The sequence below is a fragment of the Variovorax sp. N23 genome (assembly GCF_025486315.1).
Classification (GTDB): Bacteria; Pseudomonadota; Gammaproteobacteria; order Burkholderiales; family Burkholderiaceae_C; genus Variovorax.
In genome coordinates, this window is the sequence record NZ_JAOOPY010000002.1 from 94083 (window position 1) to 110387 (window position 16305).

Genomic DNA, 16305 nt, shown 5'->3' on the forward strand with positions numbered 1-16305 from the left:
CAGACCGTATCGATTTTCGATGCCAAATTGTTCCGGTGGCAACTAGATTCCGCTCCCACCGCACCACCGGAGTCCACCATGCATCGATCCAAGCGCTTCCCGACCTGGCCGCTGTTCCAACGCCTGGCGCCGCAGCTCGCGCCACTGGAGGGGCGCGAGCGCGCGCTGCTCTGGCTCGTCGCGGCCTTCGTGCTGGTCGCCTGCTTCGGGCCGGCGGTGCCCGACCCCACGTCGGCGACCGGCGCCGGCTTCGCGGACATGCGGGCCTGGCACGGCCTGCCCTTCGCGATGGACGTGGCGAGCAACCTGCCGTTCGCGGTCTTCGGGGTCTGGGGCCTGTTGCGGCTGCGGCGCTTCGACACGCTGCACGAGCGCCTGCGCTCGGCCGGCGCGCTCGACTGCGCCTGGCTGTTCTTCGCCGGGTTGGTCTTCACGGCGGCCGGCTCGGTCTTCTATCACCTGCAGCCCGACGCGCTGCGGCTCGCGGCCGACCGCGCCGGCATGGCGATCGCCTTCGCCGGCATGCTCGGCCTGGCGGTGTGCGAGCGGGTGAGCCTGCGCGCCGGCTGGCCGGCGGCCTGCGTGGCCTTCGCAGGCGGCCTGATGGCGGTGACGGTCTACCACGAGCGCGGCGACGTGCTGCCCTGGGCGGTGGTGCAGTTCGGCGGCATGGCGCTGGTGCTGGGGCTCGCGCTGCTGCGGCCGGTGCCGGGCGCGATGGGCCTCAAGCTCGGCGCGGTCATCTTCTTCTATGCCGCGGCCAAGCTCCTCGAGCTGGGCGATCACTGGGTCTTCGAGGCGACCGGCCAGATCGTCTCGGGCCACACGCTCAAGCACCTGGTCGCGGCCTGCGCGGCCTGGCCGGTGCTGCAGGCGGTCGACGGGTTGACGTGTCGGGCCCTGCGGCACAATCCACGCGCCGCCGCCATGACGGCCCGAGGAGCCCCGACAGGGACATTCGAATGACAACACCCGCCGCCGCTGCTTCGACCGAGGTCCACGCGAACCAGTTCGCCCTGCTGGGCCAGCGGCGCTTCGCCCCCTTCTTCTGGACGCAGTTCGCCGGCGCGGCCAACGACAACCTCTTCAAGTTCGCCTTCACCGTGATGGTGACCTACCAGCTCCAGCTGAGCTGGATGCCGCCGGCCATGGCGGGCCTGGCGATCGGCGCGCTCTTCATCCTGCCCTTCCTGCTGTTCTCTGCGACCGCCGGGCAGCTGACCGACAAGTTCGACAAGACGAGGATGATCCGCGTCGTCAAGAACCTCGAGATCGCCATTATGGCGATCGCCGCCTGGGGTTTCGTGCGGGCCGACGCTGCCGTGCTGCTGGGCTGCGTGTTCCTCATGGGCCTGCATTCCACGCTGTTCGGCCCGGTCAAGTTCGCCTACCTGCCGCAGGTGCTCGACGCGCGCGAGCTCACCGGGGGCAACGGCATGGTCGAGATGGGCACCTTCGTCGCCATTCTGCTCGGCCAGGTGGCCGGTGGCCTGCTGGTGGCGCTGCCGGGCATCGGCCACACGACGGTGGCGGTGGCGTGCGTGGGGCTGGCGCTGGTGGGGCGCGGCGTGGCACAGGCGATCCCGGCCGCGCCGGCGACCGATCCGAACCTCGTCATCAACTGGAATCCGTTCAGCGAAACCTGGCGCAACCTGAAGCTGGCGCACGGCAACATCGTCGTCTTCCGTTCGCTGCTGGGCATCTCGTGGATGTGGTTCTTCGGCGCGGTGTTCCTGAGCCAGTTCCCGAGCTTCGCCAAGGAGGTGCTGCACGGCAACGAGCAGGTCGCCTCGCTGCTGCTGGTGGTGTTCTCGATCGGCATCGGCATCGGCTCGCTGCTGTGCGAGACGCTCAGCCGCCGCCAGGTCGAGATCGGCCTGGTGCCGCTCGGCGCCATCGGCATGAGCGTGTTCGCGATCGACCTGTACTTCGCTTCGCGCGGCCTGCCGGCGGTGCCGGAGATGGGCCTGGGCGCGTTCGTGGCGCAGGCGGCGCATTGGCGCGTGATGGCCGACCTCGGCCTGCTGTCGCTCTTCGCCGGGCTCTACAGCGTGCCGATGTACGCGCTCATTCAACTGCGCAGCCAGCCGACGCACCGCGCGCGCATCATCGCGGCGAACAACATCCTCAACGCGCTCTTCATGATCGCCAGCTCGGTCATCGCCGGCGCGCTGCTCAAGGCCGGCTTCACCATCCCGCAGATCTTCCTGTTCACCGGCATCGCCAACGCGGTGGTGGCCTTCTACATCTTCATGCTGGTGCCCGAATACCTGCTGCGTTTCGTGTCCTGGCTGCTGTCGCACTTCATCTACCGCTTCCGCATCCGCGGCGACGAGCACATCCCGACCGAGGGCGCGGCGGTGCTGGTGTGCAACCACGTGAGCTTCATCGACGCCGTGCTGCTGATGGCGGCCAGCCCGCGGCCGATCCGCTTCATCATGGACCACCGCATCTTCCGTGTGCCGGTGCTGGGCTGGCTCTTCAGGCTGGCCAAGGCGATCCCGATCGCGCCGCAGAAGGACGACCCGGTCGCCTACGAACGCGCCTTCGCGCAGGCGGTCGACGTGCTGCGTGAAGGCGACCTGCTCGCCATCTTCCCCGAGGGCGCCATCACCCGCGACGGCACGCTGCAGCCCTTCAAGGGCGGCGTGATGAAGATCCTCGGCGCCGCCCGTGCCGAGGGCATGGATCCGCCGGTCATCCCGATGGCGCTGACCAACCTCTGGGGCTCCTTCTTCAGCCGCATCGAACAGCGCGACGGACAGAACGTCGCCATGGTGCGGCCGTTCCGCCGGGGGCTGTTCAGCCGCGTGGGGCTCAACGTCGGGCCGGCCGTGCCCGGCTTGGAGGTGCAGCCCGAATCGCTCCAGTCGCGCGTCAGCGGGCTGCTCGCTGCTTGATGGGCGGGCTGCGCGACGCTTTCTGGGGCGCCCTCGGTGCGGTGCCGCCGGCGTTCTGGCACGCCTTCACCTGGCTGGGCGACAGCGGCCTGCTGCTGCCGGCGTCGGTGCTGATCGCGTTGCTGCTGTGGCTGTCGCCGGGCGGCGGCCGCTGGACCGCGTTCAGCTGGTGCCTGGCCTTCGGCGTCGGCGGGGCGGTGATCGTGGTGTCGAAGCTGGCCTTCCTGGGGTGGGGCGTGGGCAGCGCCCGGTTCAACTTCACGGGGTTCAGCGGCCACACGGCGATCAGCACCAGCGTGTGGTCGGTGGCCTTCTGGATGGTCGCGGCGCGGCAGTCGCCCGCCGTGCGCCGCGTGGCGGTGGCGGCTGGCTGGGCCCTGGGCGCGGGCATCGGCGCCTCGCGTCTGGCGATCTTCGCGCACTCGGTGTCGGAGGTCGCGGCCGGCCTGCTGCTGGGCATCGCGATCTGCCTGGCGTTCCTGCGGCTGGTGCGCGCGCAGCCGGCGCCGCGCGTGCCGTGGCCGGTGATGCTGCTCGGGCTGCTGCTGCCGCTGGCCTTCCAGTCGCCGGGCGCGCCGGCGCCGACGCAGGATCTGCTCGAAGCCATCGCCGTCCGGCTGGCCGGCATCGAGCGCCCTTACACCCGGGACGATCTGCATCGGACGTGAGGTCTTGAATCGGTATCGAAATCCGGTACCGATGGCACTGTAATGGAGGCCTGGTGCATTGATATGCGCCTTTTCGGTAAGCTGAGGTCGATCATCTGATCACCTTCACAACGCCGCGAGGCTTTCATGCAGAACCTTCCCTCCCTCGTCTCTCTCCAGCGCGACACGCGGGCCTGGCAGCTCCAGGTCTGGACCTCCTTCGGTGTCGCCGTGTCGCTCTGTGCCATCGGCCTGGGCTGGCTGCCCGGCGCGGCGCTCGACCGCGCCTTCATGGTGATGGGCTACGTGTTCTGCCTGTCGGCGGCGTTCGTGCTGGCGAAGTTCGTGCGCGACAACCAGCACGGCACGGTCCGCTCGGCCGGCGATACGCCGATGTGGAAGCTGGTGGTGTGGGGCGGCTTCCTCACCGCCATGGGGCTGACCGGCTGGGGCCTGCTGCGCATGGAGATCCATGAGACCTACAAGGCCTTCCTCGGCGTGAGCTGGCTGTTCCTCATCAGCGCGGCCTTCACCCTGGCCAAGACGCTGCGCGACCGCCACGAGGCGGATCTGGCCGAGGCCCGCCTGCAAGGTCGCCGCGAAGCCCGCGCCGTCGATGCCACCGCGGAATGACCCGCGGCGCCCCAACCCTTTCAGGAGCACTCTCATGAAAAAGATGTTCGTCGTTTCCCTGCTGGCCGCCTGCACAGCCCTCGCGGCGCAGGCGCAGAGCGAAGCCTCGGCGGCCCTGTCGCTGGTGCCGGTGGCCTCGGTGGTCGGCACCGCCTCGGTGGCGGGCGCCTCCGCCAGCGCCGTGGTGGCCGTGCCGGTGGCCCTGTCGGTGGGTGGTGCCGCGCTCACGGTGGTGGCGGTCGAGGCCTCGGCCGAGGGCACCGTCTACCTGCTGGAGCGCGCGTCGGATGGCGCTCGCGCCAGCGTCCGCTTGGCCGGCCATGCAGCGCAGGGCAGCGCGATCGCGGTGGGCACCGTCGTCACGGTGGACGTGATCGGCAGCGGCGTCGTGCTGTCGGCCGCGGGCGAGATGATCGCCTTCATTCCGAACGCCATCGGCCGTGCGCTGCTTCACAACGAGAGGCTGATGTGAACCCGCGCACCCCGACCCATTTCGGTCGCTACGACGATTTCGGGCGCGAGGTGGAGGCGCCGCGCTGGTCGTGGCGTGTGCGTGCCGCGCTGCGCATCGCGCTGCTCGCGGCGACGGTCGTGCTGGCCGGGTTGTTCCTCTTCCCCACCGAATCGCACGCGGGCCGCTCGTGCGAGCAGGCCCGCCCGACGGTGAGGCAGGTGCAGCAGGGCCTGACGCTGGCCGAACGCACGGCGCAGGCGCTGGACGCCAGCGGCGCGCGCGTGGTGCTGCTGGCGCGCGCCGGGCAGGATCTCGGCAAGTACGGGCTGCGCTGGTCGCACATCGGCATCGCCTACAAGACCGAGGCCGGCCCGTGGCACGTCGCGCACAAGCTCAACCAGTGCGGCACAGCAGTCTCCGGTCTCTATCGCCAGGGTTTGGGCGAGTTCTTCCTCGACGACCCCTGGCGCTACGAGGCGGCGTGGTCGGTGCCCACACCGGCCGTGCAGGCGCAACTGTCCGCGCTGCTGGGCGTGGCGCCGGTCGATGGCATCGGGCGCCTGCACACGCCGGCCTACAGCCTGGTGAGCTATGCGTGGGCCGACAGGTACCAGCAGTCGAACCAGTGGGTGATCGAGACGCTGGCGCTGGCCATGGAGCCGTCGACCATCGCCGACCGCGGCCAGGCCCAGGCGTGGCTGCGCTTGAAGGGCTATGTGCCGACCACGCTCAAGCTCGGCCCGCTCACGCGGCTCGGCGGCCGCATGAGCAAGGCCAACGTCGCCTTCGACGACCACCCCAACGACAAGCGCTTTTCCGACCGCATCGAGACGGTCACGGCCGATTCGGTGTTCGCCTGGCTGCAGCGCAGCGAGCTGGGCACCGCGCCGGTCACACTCGGGTTGTAAAAACAAGGAGGAACTCATGAGCAAATCGCTTCGTCTCTCGGAAAAATGGTTTCGCCGCGGGCTGTGGCTGGTGGCGCTGGTGTTCGCCAGCTTCCTGATCGGGCTCGGCGGCACGCTGGTCGGCGACCTGCCGCAGGTCGAGCGGGCCCTGCAACTGGACGACTTCATCGATCGCGCGGCCGCCGAGCCCTTGCGGGCCGGCGTGCGGGAGGCCGAGCGCACCGAGCAGCAGGCCGCCCGTGAACTGGAGCAGGCCGAGCTGAAGCTGTCGGTCGCGCAGCAAGCCAGCCGCACGGCGCGCGAGACCTTCGGCAACTGGGTCGCGACGCGCCGCGCCACAGCCCAGCCCGACCAGGACGCCGAACTCATCGCGCGCACCCGTGCGCTCGACGGGCTGAAGGCCAAGGAAGACCAGGCGCAGCAGCAGGTCGACGCGCAGCAGCAGGTCGCGCTCGATGCCCGCCAGGCGCAGGAAGCGGCACAGCAGAAGCTGGCCGTGCTCGAGGCCGACGCGCAGGAGAAGCTGCGTGCCGAGTACCGACGCGTCGAGTTGCGCGTCTTTGGCTACCGTCTGGCGCTCACGCTGCCCCTGCTGCTCATCGCCGGGTGGCTCTTCGTGAAGAAGCGCAAGAGCACCTACTGGCCTTTCGTCTGGGGCTTCATCTTCTTCGCGCTGTTCGCCTTCTTCGTCGAGCTGGTGCCCTACCTGCCGAGCTATGGCGGCTATGTGCGCTACGTGGTGGGCATCGTGCTCACGGTGCTGGTCGGGCGCTATGCCATCGTCGCGCTCAACCGCTACCTCGCGCGCCAGAAGCTGGCCGAGGCGCAGCCCGACATCGTGCGGCGCGAGGAACTGAGCTACGACACCGCGCTGGCGCGCCTGGCCAAGAGCGTGTGCCCCGGCTGCGAGCGGCCGGTCGACCTGAAGAGCCCGGCGATCGATTTCTGCCCGCACTGCGGCATCGGCCTGTTCGACCATTGCCGCGCCTGCGATGCGCGCAAGAGCGCCTTCTCGAAGTTCTGCCACGCCTGCGGCACGTCGGCACAGACGCAAACACTTTCGGGCCAGCCAACGGTGGCTGGCGTCTTGCCTGCGTGATAGAAGCTTGTGCGGCGCATGGCGCCGCGTTTCACAGAACCAGTTCGATATTCAAGGAGTCCTCATGAGCATTTTCGGCAAGATTTTTTCCAAGATTTTCCCGTCGGCCAACGCGGCTGAAGTCCAGGCCGCCCCGGCGCCTGCACCCACGGCCAGCGCGCCCGCGGCGCCGGCACCGCCACCCTCGATCCCGCTGGGCGACGTCCCGGCCATCCTGGATGCGATGCCGGGGGCTGCGGGTCTGAACTGGCGCACGTCGATCGTCGATCTGCTCAAGTTGCTCGGCCTGGACAGCAGCCTTGCCGCGCGCAAGGAACTGGCCGGCGAAATCCTCTACAGCAATGGCGAGCCGGGTTCGGCCGAGTGGAACATCGGTCTGCACAAACAGGTGATGACCCGCATCGCCGCGAACGGCGGTACCTTGCCGGCAGAACTGCGCGACTGAGTCGCGGCCACCCTGCAACCGAAGCCCGTCGCCGACGGGCTTTTTCTTGGGCGCTACACGCCGCGGGCGCGATCCGACCTGAACTGCTGCCGGAACTCGGCGAAGCGCCCGGCGTCGAGCGCCTCGCGGATCTCGCGCATCAGGTTCAGGTAGTAGTGCAGGTTGTGGATGGTGCACAGCATCGGCCCGAGCATCTCGCCGCAGCGGTCGAGGTGGTGCAGGTAGGCGCGGCTGAAGCCTTCGCGGCCGCCGTCGTTCCAGCTGACGCCCGAGGTACCGGCGCAGGCATGGCAGGTGCAGCTCGGGTCGACCGGCTGCGGGTCCATCTTGTGGCGCGCGTTGCGCATCTTCAGGTCGCCGAAGCGCGTGAACATCGTGCCGTTGCGCGCATTGCGCGTGGGCATCACGCAGTCGAACATGTCGACGCCGTCGGCCACGCCCTGCACCAGGTCTTCCGGCGTGCCCACGCCCATCAGGTAGCGCGGCTTGTGGGCCGGCAGCCGGTGCGGCGTGTGGCCCATGATGTGCAGCATCTGATCCTTCGGTTCGCCCACGCTCACGCCGCCGATGGCGTAGCCGGGAAAGTCCATCTCGACCAGCGCGGCCAGCGATTCCTCGCGCAGGTTCTCGAACATGCCCCCCTGCACGATGCCGAACAGCGCGTTGGGGTTCTCGAGCCGCGCGAACTCGGTCTTGCAGCGCGCCGCCCAGCGCAGGCTCAGTTCCATCGACGTGCGCGCCTCGGCCTCGGTCGTGATGTGGCCGTTGGTGTCGTAGGGCGTGCACTCGTCGAACTGCATGACGATGTCGCTGTTGAGGATGGTCTGGATCTGCATCGAGACCTCCGGCGTGAGGAAGAGCTTGTCGCCGTTGACCGGCGACGCGAACTTCACGCCCTCTTCACTGATCTTGCGCATCGCGCCCAGCGACCACACCTGGAAGCCGCCGGAGTCGGTGAGGATCGGCTTGTTCCACTTCTCGAAGGCGTGCAGCCCGCCGAAGCTCGCCATCACGTCGAGGCCGGGGCGCATCCACAGGTGGAAGGTGTTGCCCAGGATGATCTGCGCGCCCATCTCCTCCAGGCTGCGCGGCATCACGCCCTTGACGGTGCCGTAGGTGCCCACGGGCATGAAGATCGGCGTCTGCACCGGGCCGTGGTTGAGCGTGAGCGTGCCGCGGCGGGCGTGGCTCGTCGGGTCGGTGGTGAGCAGTTCAAAGTTCAGCATGGGATTCAGTCCTGTCGTGCCAGCAGCATGGCGTCGCCGTAGCTGAAGAAGCGGTAGCGGTTCTCGATGGCGTGGGCGTACAGCGCCATCACGCGCTCGTAGCCGGCCAGGGCGCTCACCAGCATCATCAGCGTGCTCTTGGGCAGGTGGAAGTTGGTCAGCAGCAAATCGACGTGCGCGAAGGCGAAGCCGGGGGTGATGAAGATGCGCGTGTCGCCGGCGGCCTCGCCGCTCTTCGCCCACGATTCGAGCGTGCGCACGGTCGTCGTGCCGACGGCGACCACACGGCCGCCGCGCGCCTTGCAGTCGGCGATGGCGCGCTGCGTGGCTGCGGGCACTTCATAGCGTTCGGCGTGCATCGTGTGCTCGGCGATGTTCTCGGTCTTCACCGGCTGGAAGGTGCCGGCGCCGACGTGCAGCGTGACATTGGCGCGCTGCACGCCGCGCGCTTCGAGTTGCGCGAGCAGGCCTTCGTCGAAGTGCAGCGCGGCGGTCGGTGCGGCCACGGCGCCGGGGACGCGTGCGAACACCGTCTGGTAGCGGCTTTCGTCCTCCGTGGAATCGGTGTGCTCGATGTAGGGCGGCAGCGGCACGTGACCGCAGCGCGCCATCAGTGCGTAGGGGTCTTCGTCGGCCGGGCTTTGGAAGGCGAAGCGGAAGAGGGCGCCGTCCTCTTCCGGCCAGCGGCCGAGCAGCGTGGCCGTGAAGCCGCCGACCATCTGCAGCGTCGTGCCGACGGGCGGCTTCTTGCTGACCTTCATGTGGCAGACGGTCTCGTTGCCGGTGAGGACGCGTTCGACCAGCAGCTCCAGCTTGCCGCCCGTCGGCTTCTCGCCGAAGAGTCGCGCCTTGACCACGCGGGTGTCGTTGAAGACCAGCAGATCGCCGCTGCGCAGCAGGCCGGGCAGGTCGCGGAAGATGCGATCGACCGGGGCGTCGCCGGTGCCGTCGAGCAGGCGCGACGCGGTGCGTTCGGCGGCGGGGTGCTGCGCGACCAGATCGGGCGGCAGGGCGAAATCGAAATCGGAAAGCGTGAAGGCGCGCATGGTGCTTGAGGGCCGGACGGGCCCGTGCCAAGGAGGCGGACAGGGGAAGAAGAGCGGCGGGATTGTCCCACGGCGGAAAAGGCCGGATGCGCGGCAGGGCGGCGCGGCAGAATCGGTGCATGACCACGCCACCCGTTCCGAACCCCGACGCCGCGGACGTGTCGGCGCCACGCTTTGGCGATGCGCCGCAGCATGTGCTGGTCACGGGCGGCACGGGCTTCGTCGGCAGCCATCTGGTCGCGGCGCTGCGGGCCGACGGCCACACCATCACCGTGTGGACGCGCGATGCCACGGCCGCTGCCCGGCGTTTCGATGCGTCTGTGCACTGTGTGCAGCAGCTCGACGAGATCCCCGCGTCGCCCGCGGTCGACGTGGTGGTCAACCTCGCGGGCGCACGCATCGTCGGCCCGCGCTGGACCGCCGCGCGCCAGGCCGCCTTGCTCGCGAGCCGTGCGGGGCTGACCGATGACCTGGTCGCCTGGATCGCCCGCCGCCCGGTCAAGCCCTGGCTGATGCTGTCCGGCTCGGCCGTCGGCTACTACGGCGTGCAACCGCAGGGCGATGCGGCGGAACTGACCGAGGCGAGCCCGCCGCAGTCCCTCTTCATGTCGCGCCTGTGCCAGGCGTGGGAAGCGTCCGCACACGCCGCGGCCGCCCACGGCGTGCGGGTCGCCTGCCTGCGCTTTGGCCTGGTCCTGGGGCACGGCGGCGCATTGCCGGGGCTGCTGATGCCGGTGAAGATGGGCGTCGGCGGCCGGCTCGGCACCGGGCGGCAGTGGGTGTCGTGGATCCATCTGCAGGACCTGCTGGGCGCCATGGCCCACCTGTGGCGCATGGCGGCGACCCCCGGCGCGCTCACCGAGCCGCTGGCCTGGAACTTCACGGCGCCCGAGGCCTTGCGGCAGGAAGACTTCATGCGCACCGCCGCCCAGGTGCTGCACCGTCCGTTCTGGTTGCCCGTGCCGGCCGCGCCGGTGCGCCTCGCGCTCGGCGAGCAGGCCGACGTGCTGCTCGAAGGTCAGCGCGTCGCGCCGAAACGCCTGACCGACACCGGCTTCCGCTTCCGTTTCCCCGACGCGCGCGGCGCGCTGCAGGACCTCTGCTGAACGTGCCGCGCAAGCCGTCGTCGCCCACGCCCGACCCGTCGAAGCCGACGGCGGCGCCGTCCGCGCCCGTCTCACCGGGTACGGGCCCGAGCCTGGTGCAGCGCGCGCTGCGCAAGCTCGGGCTGCTGCGCGACATCGACTTCGCGCTCTACCTGCCGATGCGCTACGAGGACGAGACGCGCATCGTCCGCCTGGCCGACCTGCGCGATGGCGACCTGGGCCAGATCGAGGCGGTCGTGACCGAGAGCGAGGTGAGCTTCCGGCCGCGCCGCCAGCTCGTCGTGACGGTCGACGACGGCAGCGACACCTGCCAGCTGCGCTTCTTCAATTTCTATCCGTCGCAACAGAAGCAGCTGGCCGTCGGCGCCCGCGTGCGTGTGCGCGGCGAGGTGCGCGGCGGCTTCCTCGGGCGGCAGATGATGCACCCGACGGTGAAGGCGGCCGGCACCGTGCTGCCCGATGCGCTGACGCCGGTCTACTCGACCATCGCCGGCCTGGCGCAGCCGGTGCTGCGGCGCGAGGTGCGCGCGGGCCTGGCGCGTGCCGTGCTCGACGAAACGGTGCCTGCGCAGATCGGTCTGCGCGGCGCCTGGCCGCTGCGCGATGCGCTCAACTTCCTGCACTACCCGACGCCCGACGTGTCGATCGCCGCGCTGGAAGACCACAGCCATCCCGCCTGGCAGCGCCTGAAGGCCGAAGAGCTGCTCGCGCAGCAACTGTCGCAACTGCAGGCGCGGCGCGAGCGGGCGGCGCAGCGCGCGCCGGTGCTGGCACCGTCGCCGGCCGCGGAGTCGCTGCATGCGCGCCTGCTGGGCGTGCTGCCCTTCGCGCTCACCGGCGCGCAGCAGCGCGTGGGCGAGGAGATCACGCACGACCTGGCGCGCACGGCACCGATGCATCGTCTGTTGCAGGGCGATGTCGGCTCGGGCAAGACGGTGGTGGCCGCGCTCGCGGCGGCGCGCTGCATCGACGCCGGCTTCCAGTGCGCGCTGATGGCGCCCACCGAAATCCTCGCCGCGCAGCACTTCGGCAAGCTGATCGGCTGGCTCGACCCGCTGCTGGCCGAGCGCGGCCTGCGCGTGGCCTGGCTCACGGGCAGCCAGAAGAAGAAGGAGCGCGACGCGATGGCGGCGGCGGTCGAGAGCGGCGAGGCGGCGCTGGTGATCGGCACGCACGCCGTGATCTCCGAGAAGGTGCGCTTCAAGCGCCTGGCGCTGGCCGTCATCGACGAGCAGCACCGCTTCGGCGTGGCGCAGCGGCTGGCGTTGCGGGGCAAGGCCGGCGGCGACCTCGAGCCCCACCTGCTGATGATGAGCGCCACGCCTATCCCGCGCACGCTCGCCATGAGCTACTACGCCGACCTCGACGTTTCCACCCTCGACGAACTGCCGCCCGGCCGCACGCCCATCGTCACCAAGCTGGTGGCCGAGCACCGGCGCGACGAGGTCATCGACCGCATCCGCCACCAGCTCGCGCAGGGCCGGCAGGTGTACTGGGTCTGCCCGCTGATCGAGGAAAGCGAGGCGGTCGACCTGCGCAATGCCACCGAGACCCGCGACGAACTTGCCGGCATGCTGGGCGATGCGGTGCAGGTCGGCCTGCTGCATTCGCGCATGCCGACGGCCGAGAAGCAGGACGTGATGGCGCGCTTCACGGCCAACGAGGTGCACGTGCTGGTGAGCACGACGGTCATCGAGGTCGGCGTCGATGTGCCCAATGCGTCGCTGATGGTGATCGAGCATGCGGAGCGCTTCGGCCTGTCGCAGCTGCATCAGCTGCGCGGGCGTGTGGGGCGCGGTGCCGCGGCGTCGGCCTGCGTGCTGCTGTACGCGCCGAACGAAGGCGGGCGCGTGGGCGAGACGGCGCGCGCGCGGCTGCGGGCGATGGCCGAGACGAGCGACGGCTTCGAGATCGCCCGGCGCGACCTGGAGATCCGCGGGCCTGGCGAATTCCTCGGCGCGAAGCAGTCGGGCGCGCCACTGCTTCGCTTCGCCGACCTTACCGACGACGCACTGCTGCTCGACTGGGCGCGTGCGCTGGCGCCGAAGATGCTCGACCAGCATCCCGCGCTCGCGCAGAGGCACGTGGACCGTTGGCTGGGCAGCAAGGCGGAGTACCTCAAGGCCTGAGCCGCCTGCGGGTTCGGGCTCTTGCGCATAATCGCTGCGGTGACCCTCACCGAACTCAAATACATCGTCGCGGTCGCCCGGGAGCGGCATTTCGGCAAGGCGGCGGACGCCTGCTACGTGTCGCAGCCGACCTTGTCGGTGGCGATCAAGAAGCTCGAGGACGAGCTCGAAGTGAAGCTCTTCGAGCGCAGCGCCGGCGAAGTGACGGTCACGCCCCTGGGCGAGCAGATCGTGCAGCAGGCGCAGAGCGTGCTCGACCAGGCCGCCAGCATCAAGGAGATCGCCAAGCGCGGCAAAGACCCGCTGGCCGGCCCGCTGAACCTGGGCATCATCTACACGATCGGGCCCTACCTGCTGCCCGACCTGGTGCGCCAGAACATCGCGCGCACCCCGCAGATGCCGTTGATGCTGCAGGAGAACTTCACCGTCAAGCTGCTCGAGATGCTGCGCGCCGGCGAGATCGACTGCGCCATCATGGCCGAGCCCTTTCCGGACACTGGCCTGGCGGTGGCGCCGCTCTACGACGAGCCCTTCGTCGCGGTGCTGCCCACGAGCCATCCGCTGGCGGTGCGCGAGTCGATCAGCTCCGACGAACTCAAGAACGAGACGATGCTGCTGCTGGGCACAGGCCATTGCTTCCGCGACCATGTGCTGGAGGTCTGCCCGGAGTTCGCGCGCTTCTCGAGCAATGCCGAAGGCATCCGCAAGAGCTTCGAGGGCTCGTCGCTGGAGACCATCAAGCACATGGTGGCGTCGGGCATGGGCGTGACGCTGGTGCCGCGGCTGTCGGTCCCGGCGGAGGCGCTCCGGCCGAGGGGCCGCGGCCGCAAGGAGCCCGAGCCGATGGTGCGCTACCTGCCCATCCACGACGGCGAAGGGCGCGAACCGCCGATGCGGCGCGTCGTGCTGGCCTGGCGCCGCAGCTTCACGCGCTACGAGGCGATCGCGGCGCTGCGCAATGCGGTCTATGCCTGCGAGCTGCCTGGGGTGAAGCGGCTGTCCTGATCCGTGCGCGGCCTCGGCCTACGCGCAGCGGCGCGGCAAGCGGCAATGGCTGCGATAGAGTCCCGCTGTTGCGATGGCGCCAGCAGGCTCCTAAAGTCGCGAACGTCCCATTCAATCCATCGAAGGAATCGTCGTCATGGCAAAAGCACCCAGCAAGTCCCAGAAGAAGGCCAAGTCTCCGATCACGTCCGCCCCCGCTGCCGGCGCCGGCAAGGTGCCCGCCAAGGGCGGTGCCAGCGTGGCGCAGGAGTCGGGCAGCCGCAACGCGCCGATCATCAACATCGGCATCGACCGGCAGGACCGCGCCGCCATCGCCGAAGGCCTGAGCCGCGTGCTGGCCGACACCTACACCCTGTACCTCACGACGCACAACTTCCACTGGAACGTGACGGGCCCGCACTTCAACTCGCTGCACGCGATGTTCATGGGCCAGTACACCGAGCTGTGGACCTCGACCGACGTCATCGCCGAGCGCATCCGCGCCCTGGGCCATTACGCCCCCGGCTCTTACGCCGAATTCAGCAAGATCGCGACGGTGCCCGACGTGCCGCCGGTGCCGCCCAAGGCCATGGAGATGGTGCGCATCCTGGTGAAGGGCCATGAAACCGTGTCCCGCATCGCGCGCGAGTTCATCCCCGTGGCCGAAGAGGCCGGCGACGACCCGACCGCCGACATGCTGACTGCGCGCTGCACGGTGCACGACCAGACGGCATGGATGCTGCGCTCGCTGCTCGAAGAGTAAATTCGTGCGGGGGCGCAGGCCCCGTGGTGAATCGGAGCGGCACAATGCCGCTCTTTTCGCTTCTGGAGCTTCCGTGAAGGCTGGCGGGCGCCTCGCGCTGTACTTGGACCTCATCCGTTGGAACCGGCCCGCCGGGTGGCTGCTGCTGCTGTGGCCGACGCTGGGGGCGCTGTGGTTCGCCGCGGGCGGGTGGCCCGGCTGGCATCTGCTGGCGGTCTTCGTGGGGGGCACGGTGCTCATGCGCAGCGCCGGCTGCTGCGTCAACGACGTGGCTGACCGCGACTTCGACCGGCACGTCAAACGCACCGCCCAGCGGCCGGTGACCAGCGGCGCCATCTCGGTGAAAGAGGCGCTCGGGTTGGGCGCCGTGCTGGCGCTGGTCGCCTTCGGGCTGGCGCTGACCACCAATACAGCGGTGATCGTCTGGGCCTTCGTCGGGCTGGCCGTGACGCTGGTCTACCCGTTCGCCAAGCGCTTCGTCTCGCTGCCGCAGGCGGTGCTGGGCATCGCGTTCTCGATCGGCATTCCGATGGCCTTCTGCGCCGCGGGTGGTGCGGTGGTGTCGGCGTCCGAGGCGTTCGCACGGGTGCCTCTCGACGGCTGGCTGCTGCTGCTGGGCAACCTGGGGTGGGTGCTGGCCTACGACACCGAGTACGCCATGGTCGACCGCGACGACGACCTGAAGATCGGGATGAAGACCTCGGCGATCACCTTCGGGCGCTTCGATGTGGCGGCCGTGATGCTGTGCTATGCCCTGTTTCTCGTGCTGTGGGGCGCGGTGGGCCTTCGCGCCGGTCTGGGCGTCGCCTTCGCGGTGGGTCTGGCCGCGGCGGCGGTGCAGGTCGCCTGGCACTGGCGCCTGATCCGCCATCGCACCCGCGAAGGCTGCTTCCGGGCCTTCCGGCTGAACCACTGGGTCGGGTTCGCGGTCTTCGCCGGCATCGTGGCGGACCATGCGCTCCGCTGAATCGTGGCCGCCGGGCCTCAGGTGCTGCCGAACTCCGCCGCCAGCTCGCGTGCACGCTGCTCGGCGGTGCGGATCGCGGTCTTGAACTGCGCCTTGACGCCCGCGGCTTCCATCGCGCTCAGGGCCGCATAGGTGGTGCCGCCCTTGGACGTCACGCGCTCGCGCAGCACCGACGGTGGCTCGGTCGAGGCCTGTGCCAGCGCGGACGCGCCGGTGAAGGTGCCGATGGCCAGTTGCTGGGCCTGCGCCGGCGGCAGGCCCATCTCGATGCCGGCCTCGGTCATGGCTTCGATGAAATAGAAGACATAGGCCGGGCCCGATCCGGAAACGGCCGTGACGGCGTCGAGCGCGCTTTCGGTGTCGACCCACAGCAGCTGCCCGGTCGGCGCCAGCACCTGTTCGACCAGGCGGCGTCCGTCGGCGCTTACGGCGGGCCGGGCGAACAGGCCGCTCATCCCCTGGCCGATGAGCGCGGGCGTGTTGGGCATGGCGCGCACGACGTTGTCGGTGCCAAGCCAGGCCGCAATGCTGTCCGACGAAATGCCGGCCGCCACGCTCAGGTGCAGCGCGCCCGGGGTGAGGTCGCGCACGGGGCGCGCGGCGTCGGCAAAGGTCTGTGGCTTGACGGCCCAGACCACGACCTGGCAGCGGCCCAGCGCATCGCTGGCGCTGGGCTGCGCCGAGACGCCGAAGTCGCGCGCCAGCCGCATGCGCGCCTCTTCGAAGGGCTCGACCACCTCCACCGATGCGGTCGGAAGGCCCTGGCGGAGCAGGCCGCCCAGGATGGCGCTGGCCATGTTGCCGCCCCCGATGAAGGCGATGACGGGCAGGGCGGCGGCGGTGAGATCGGGCATGGCGATGTAGCGAAATGGGGTGTCGGGACGTGGCGAGGCGGAATTGTCGCTCCGGCGGCACAATGCGATCCTTCGCACAGCGGTGGTTGACAAGCCCGAAAAGGACTGACAAAATCGCGGGCTTCGCTTCAAAAAGGCGAAGCA

At 69.7% G+C, this 16305-nt stretch carries 16 protein-coding genes; 13 read left to right on the forward strand and 3 right to left on the reverse strand.

Features of this window, described 5'->3' with window-relative positions:
* Positions 1-78 precede the first annotated feature (78 nt).
* From N8A90_RS03365 to N8A90_RS03400, 8 genes are all read left to right on the forward strand, one after another.
* Positions 79-966, forward strand: coding sequence for a hypothetical protein (locus N8A90_RS03365; RefSeq protein ID WP_262073243.1), 888 nt, complete (start codon positions 79-81; stop codon positions 964-966).
* Positions 963-2900 carry an MFS transporter gene (locus tag N8A90_RS03370; RefSeq protein ID WP_262073244.1) on the forward strand — a complete coding sequence of 646 codons (1938 nt, stop codon included), beginning with the start codon at positions 963-965 and terminating at the stop codon, positions 2898-2900. The genes N8A90_RS03365 and N8A90_RS03370 overlap by 4 nt, the downstream gene beginning before the upstream one ends.
* Complete coding sequence (locus N8A90_RS03375) at positions 2900-3568, forward strand: phosphatase PAP2 family protein (protein WP_262073245.1); 669 nt, start codon at positions 2900-2902, stop codon at positions 3566-3568. Before N8A90_RS03370 ends, N8A90_RS03375 begins: the two co-directional genes overlap by 1 nt.
* A gap of 126 nt (positions 3569-3694) precedes the next feature.
* Positions 3695-4180: a YiaA/YiaB family inner membrane protein gene (locus N8A90_RS03380; protein WP_262073246.1), complete on the forward strand. Its 486-nt coding sequence runs from the start codon at positions 3695-3697 to the stop codon at positions 4178-4180.
* A 34-nt stretch (positions 4181-4214) separates the two neighbouring features.
* On the forward strand, positions 4215-4652 hold the full coding sequence (locus N8A90_RS03385) for a hypothetical protein (protein ID WP_262073247.1): 438 nt from the start codon (positions 4215-4217) through the stop codon (positions 4650-4652).
* A gap of 101 nt (positions 4653-4753) precedes the next feature.
* On the forward strand, positions 4754-5542 hold the full coding sequence (locus N8A90_RS03390; RefSeq protein WP_262073589.1) for a DUF2145 domain-containing protein: 789 nt from the start codon (positions 4754-4756) through the stop codon (positions 5540-5542).
* A 16-nt stretch (positions 5543-5558) separates the two neighbouring features.
* Positions 5559-6641, forward strand: a complete 1083-nt coding sequence (locus tag N8A90_RS03395; RefSeq protein ID WP_262073248.1) for a zinc ribbon domain-containing protein — start codon at positions 5559-5561, stop codon at positions 6639-6641.
* 64 nt (positions 6642-6705) lie between these two features.
* Entirely contained in the window at positions 6706-7086 is a 381-nt protein-coding gene (locus N8A90_RS03400; RefSeq protein WP_262073249.1) for a DUF3597 domain-containing protein, read from the forward strand.
* A 53-nt stretch (positions 7087-7139) separates the two neighbouring features.
* Here N8A90_RS03400 and tgt read toward each other — a convergent pair whose 3' ends face one another.
* The gene (tgt, locus tag N8A90_RS03405; RefSeq protein WP_262073250.1) at positions 7140-8312 is read right to left on the reverse strand and encodes a tRNA guanosine(34) transglycosylase Tgt; all 1173 of its coding nucleotides are present in this window, start codon (positions 8310-8312) and stop codon (positions 7140-7142) included.
* A gap of 5 nt (positions 8313-8317) precedes the next feature.
* The gene (queA, locus tag N8A90_RS03410; protein ID WP_262073251.1) at positions 8318-9358 is read right to left on the reverse strand and encodes a tRNA preQ1(34) S-adenosylmethionine ribosyltransferase-isomerase QueA; all 1041 of its coding nucleotides are present in this window, start codon (positions 9356-9358) and stop codon (positions 8318-8320) included.
* Between the two features lie 119 nt (positions 9359-9477).
* Between queA and N8A90_RS03415 the strand changes: the two genes are divergently transcribed.
* The 5 genes from N8A90_RS03415 (at position 9478) to ubiA (ending at position 15307) form a co-directional block, all read left to right on the forward strand.
* The gene (locus N8A90_RS03415) at positions 9478-10464 is read left to right on the forward strand and encodes a TIGR01777 family oxidoreductase (RefSeq protein WP_262073252.1); all 987 of its coding nucleotides are present in this window, start codon (positions 9478-9480) and stop codon (positions 10462-10464) included.
* 2 nt (positions 10465-10466) lie between these two features.
* Positions 10467-12593 (forward strand): ATP-dependent DNA helicase RecG, encoded by a 2127-nt coding sequence (gene recG / locus N8A90_RS03420; RefSeq protein ID WP_262073253.1) that lies wholly within the window; start codon positions 10467-10469, stop codon positions 12591-12593.
* Between the two features lie 39 nt (positions 12594-12632).
* A complete protein-coding gene (locus N8A90_RS03425; protein WP_262073254.1) occupies positions 12633-13598 on the forward strand; it encodes a LysR substrate-binding domain-containing protein in 966 nt (321 codons plus the stop codon).
* Between the two features lie 136 nt (positions 13599-13734).
* Positions 13735-14340: a Dps family protein gene (locus tag N8A90_RS03430; protein WP_316043999.1), complete on the forward strand. Its 606-nt coding sequence runs from the start codon at positions 13735-13737 to the stop codon at positions 14338-14340.
* 97 nt (positions 14341-14437) lie between these two features.
* Positions 14438-15307 (forward strand): 4-hydroxybenzoate octaprenyltransferase, encoded by an 870-nt coding sequence (ubiA, locus tag N8A90_RS03435; RefSeq protein ID WP_262073591.1) that lies wholly within the window; start codon positions 14438-14440, stop codon positions 15305-15307.
* 17 nt (positions 15308-15324) lie between these two features.
* Here the strand turns inward: ubiA and proC are convergent, their stop codons facing one another.
* Entirely contained in the window at positions 15325-16161 is an 837-nt protein-coding gene (gene proC, locus N8A90_RS03440; protein WP_262073255.1) for a pyrroline-5-carboxylate reductase, read from the reverse strand.
* Positions 16162-16305: the final 144 nt, after the last annotated feature.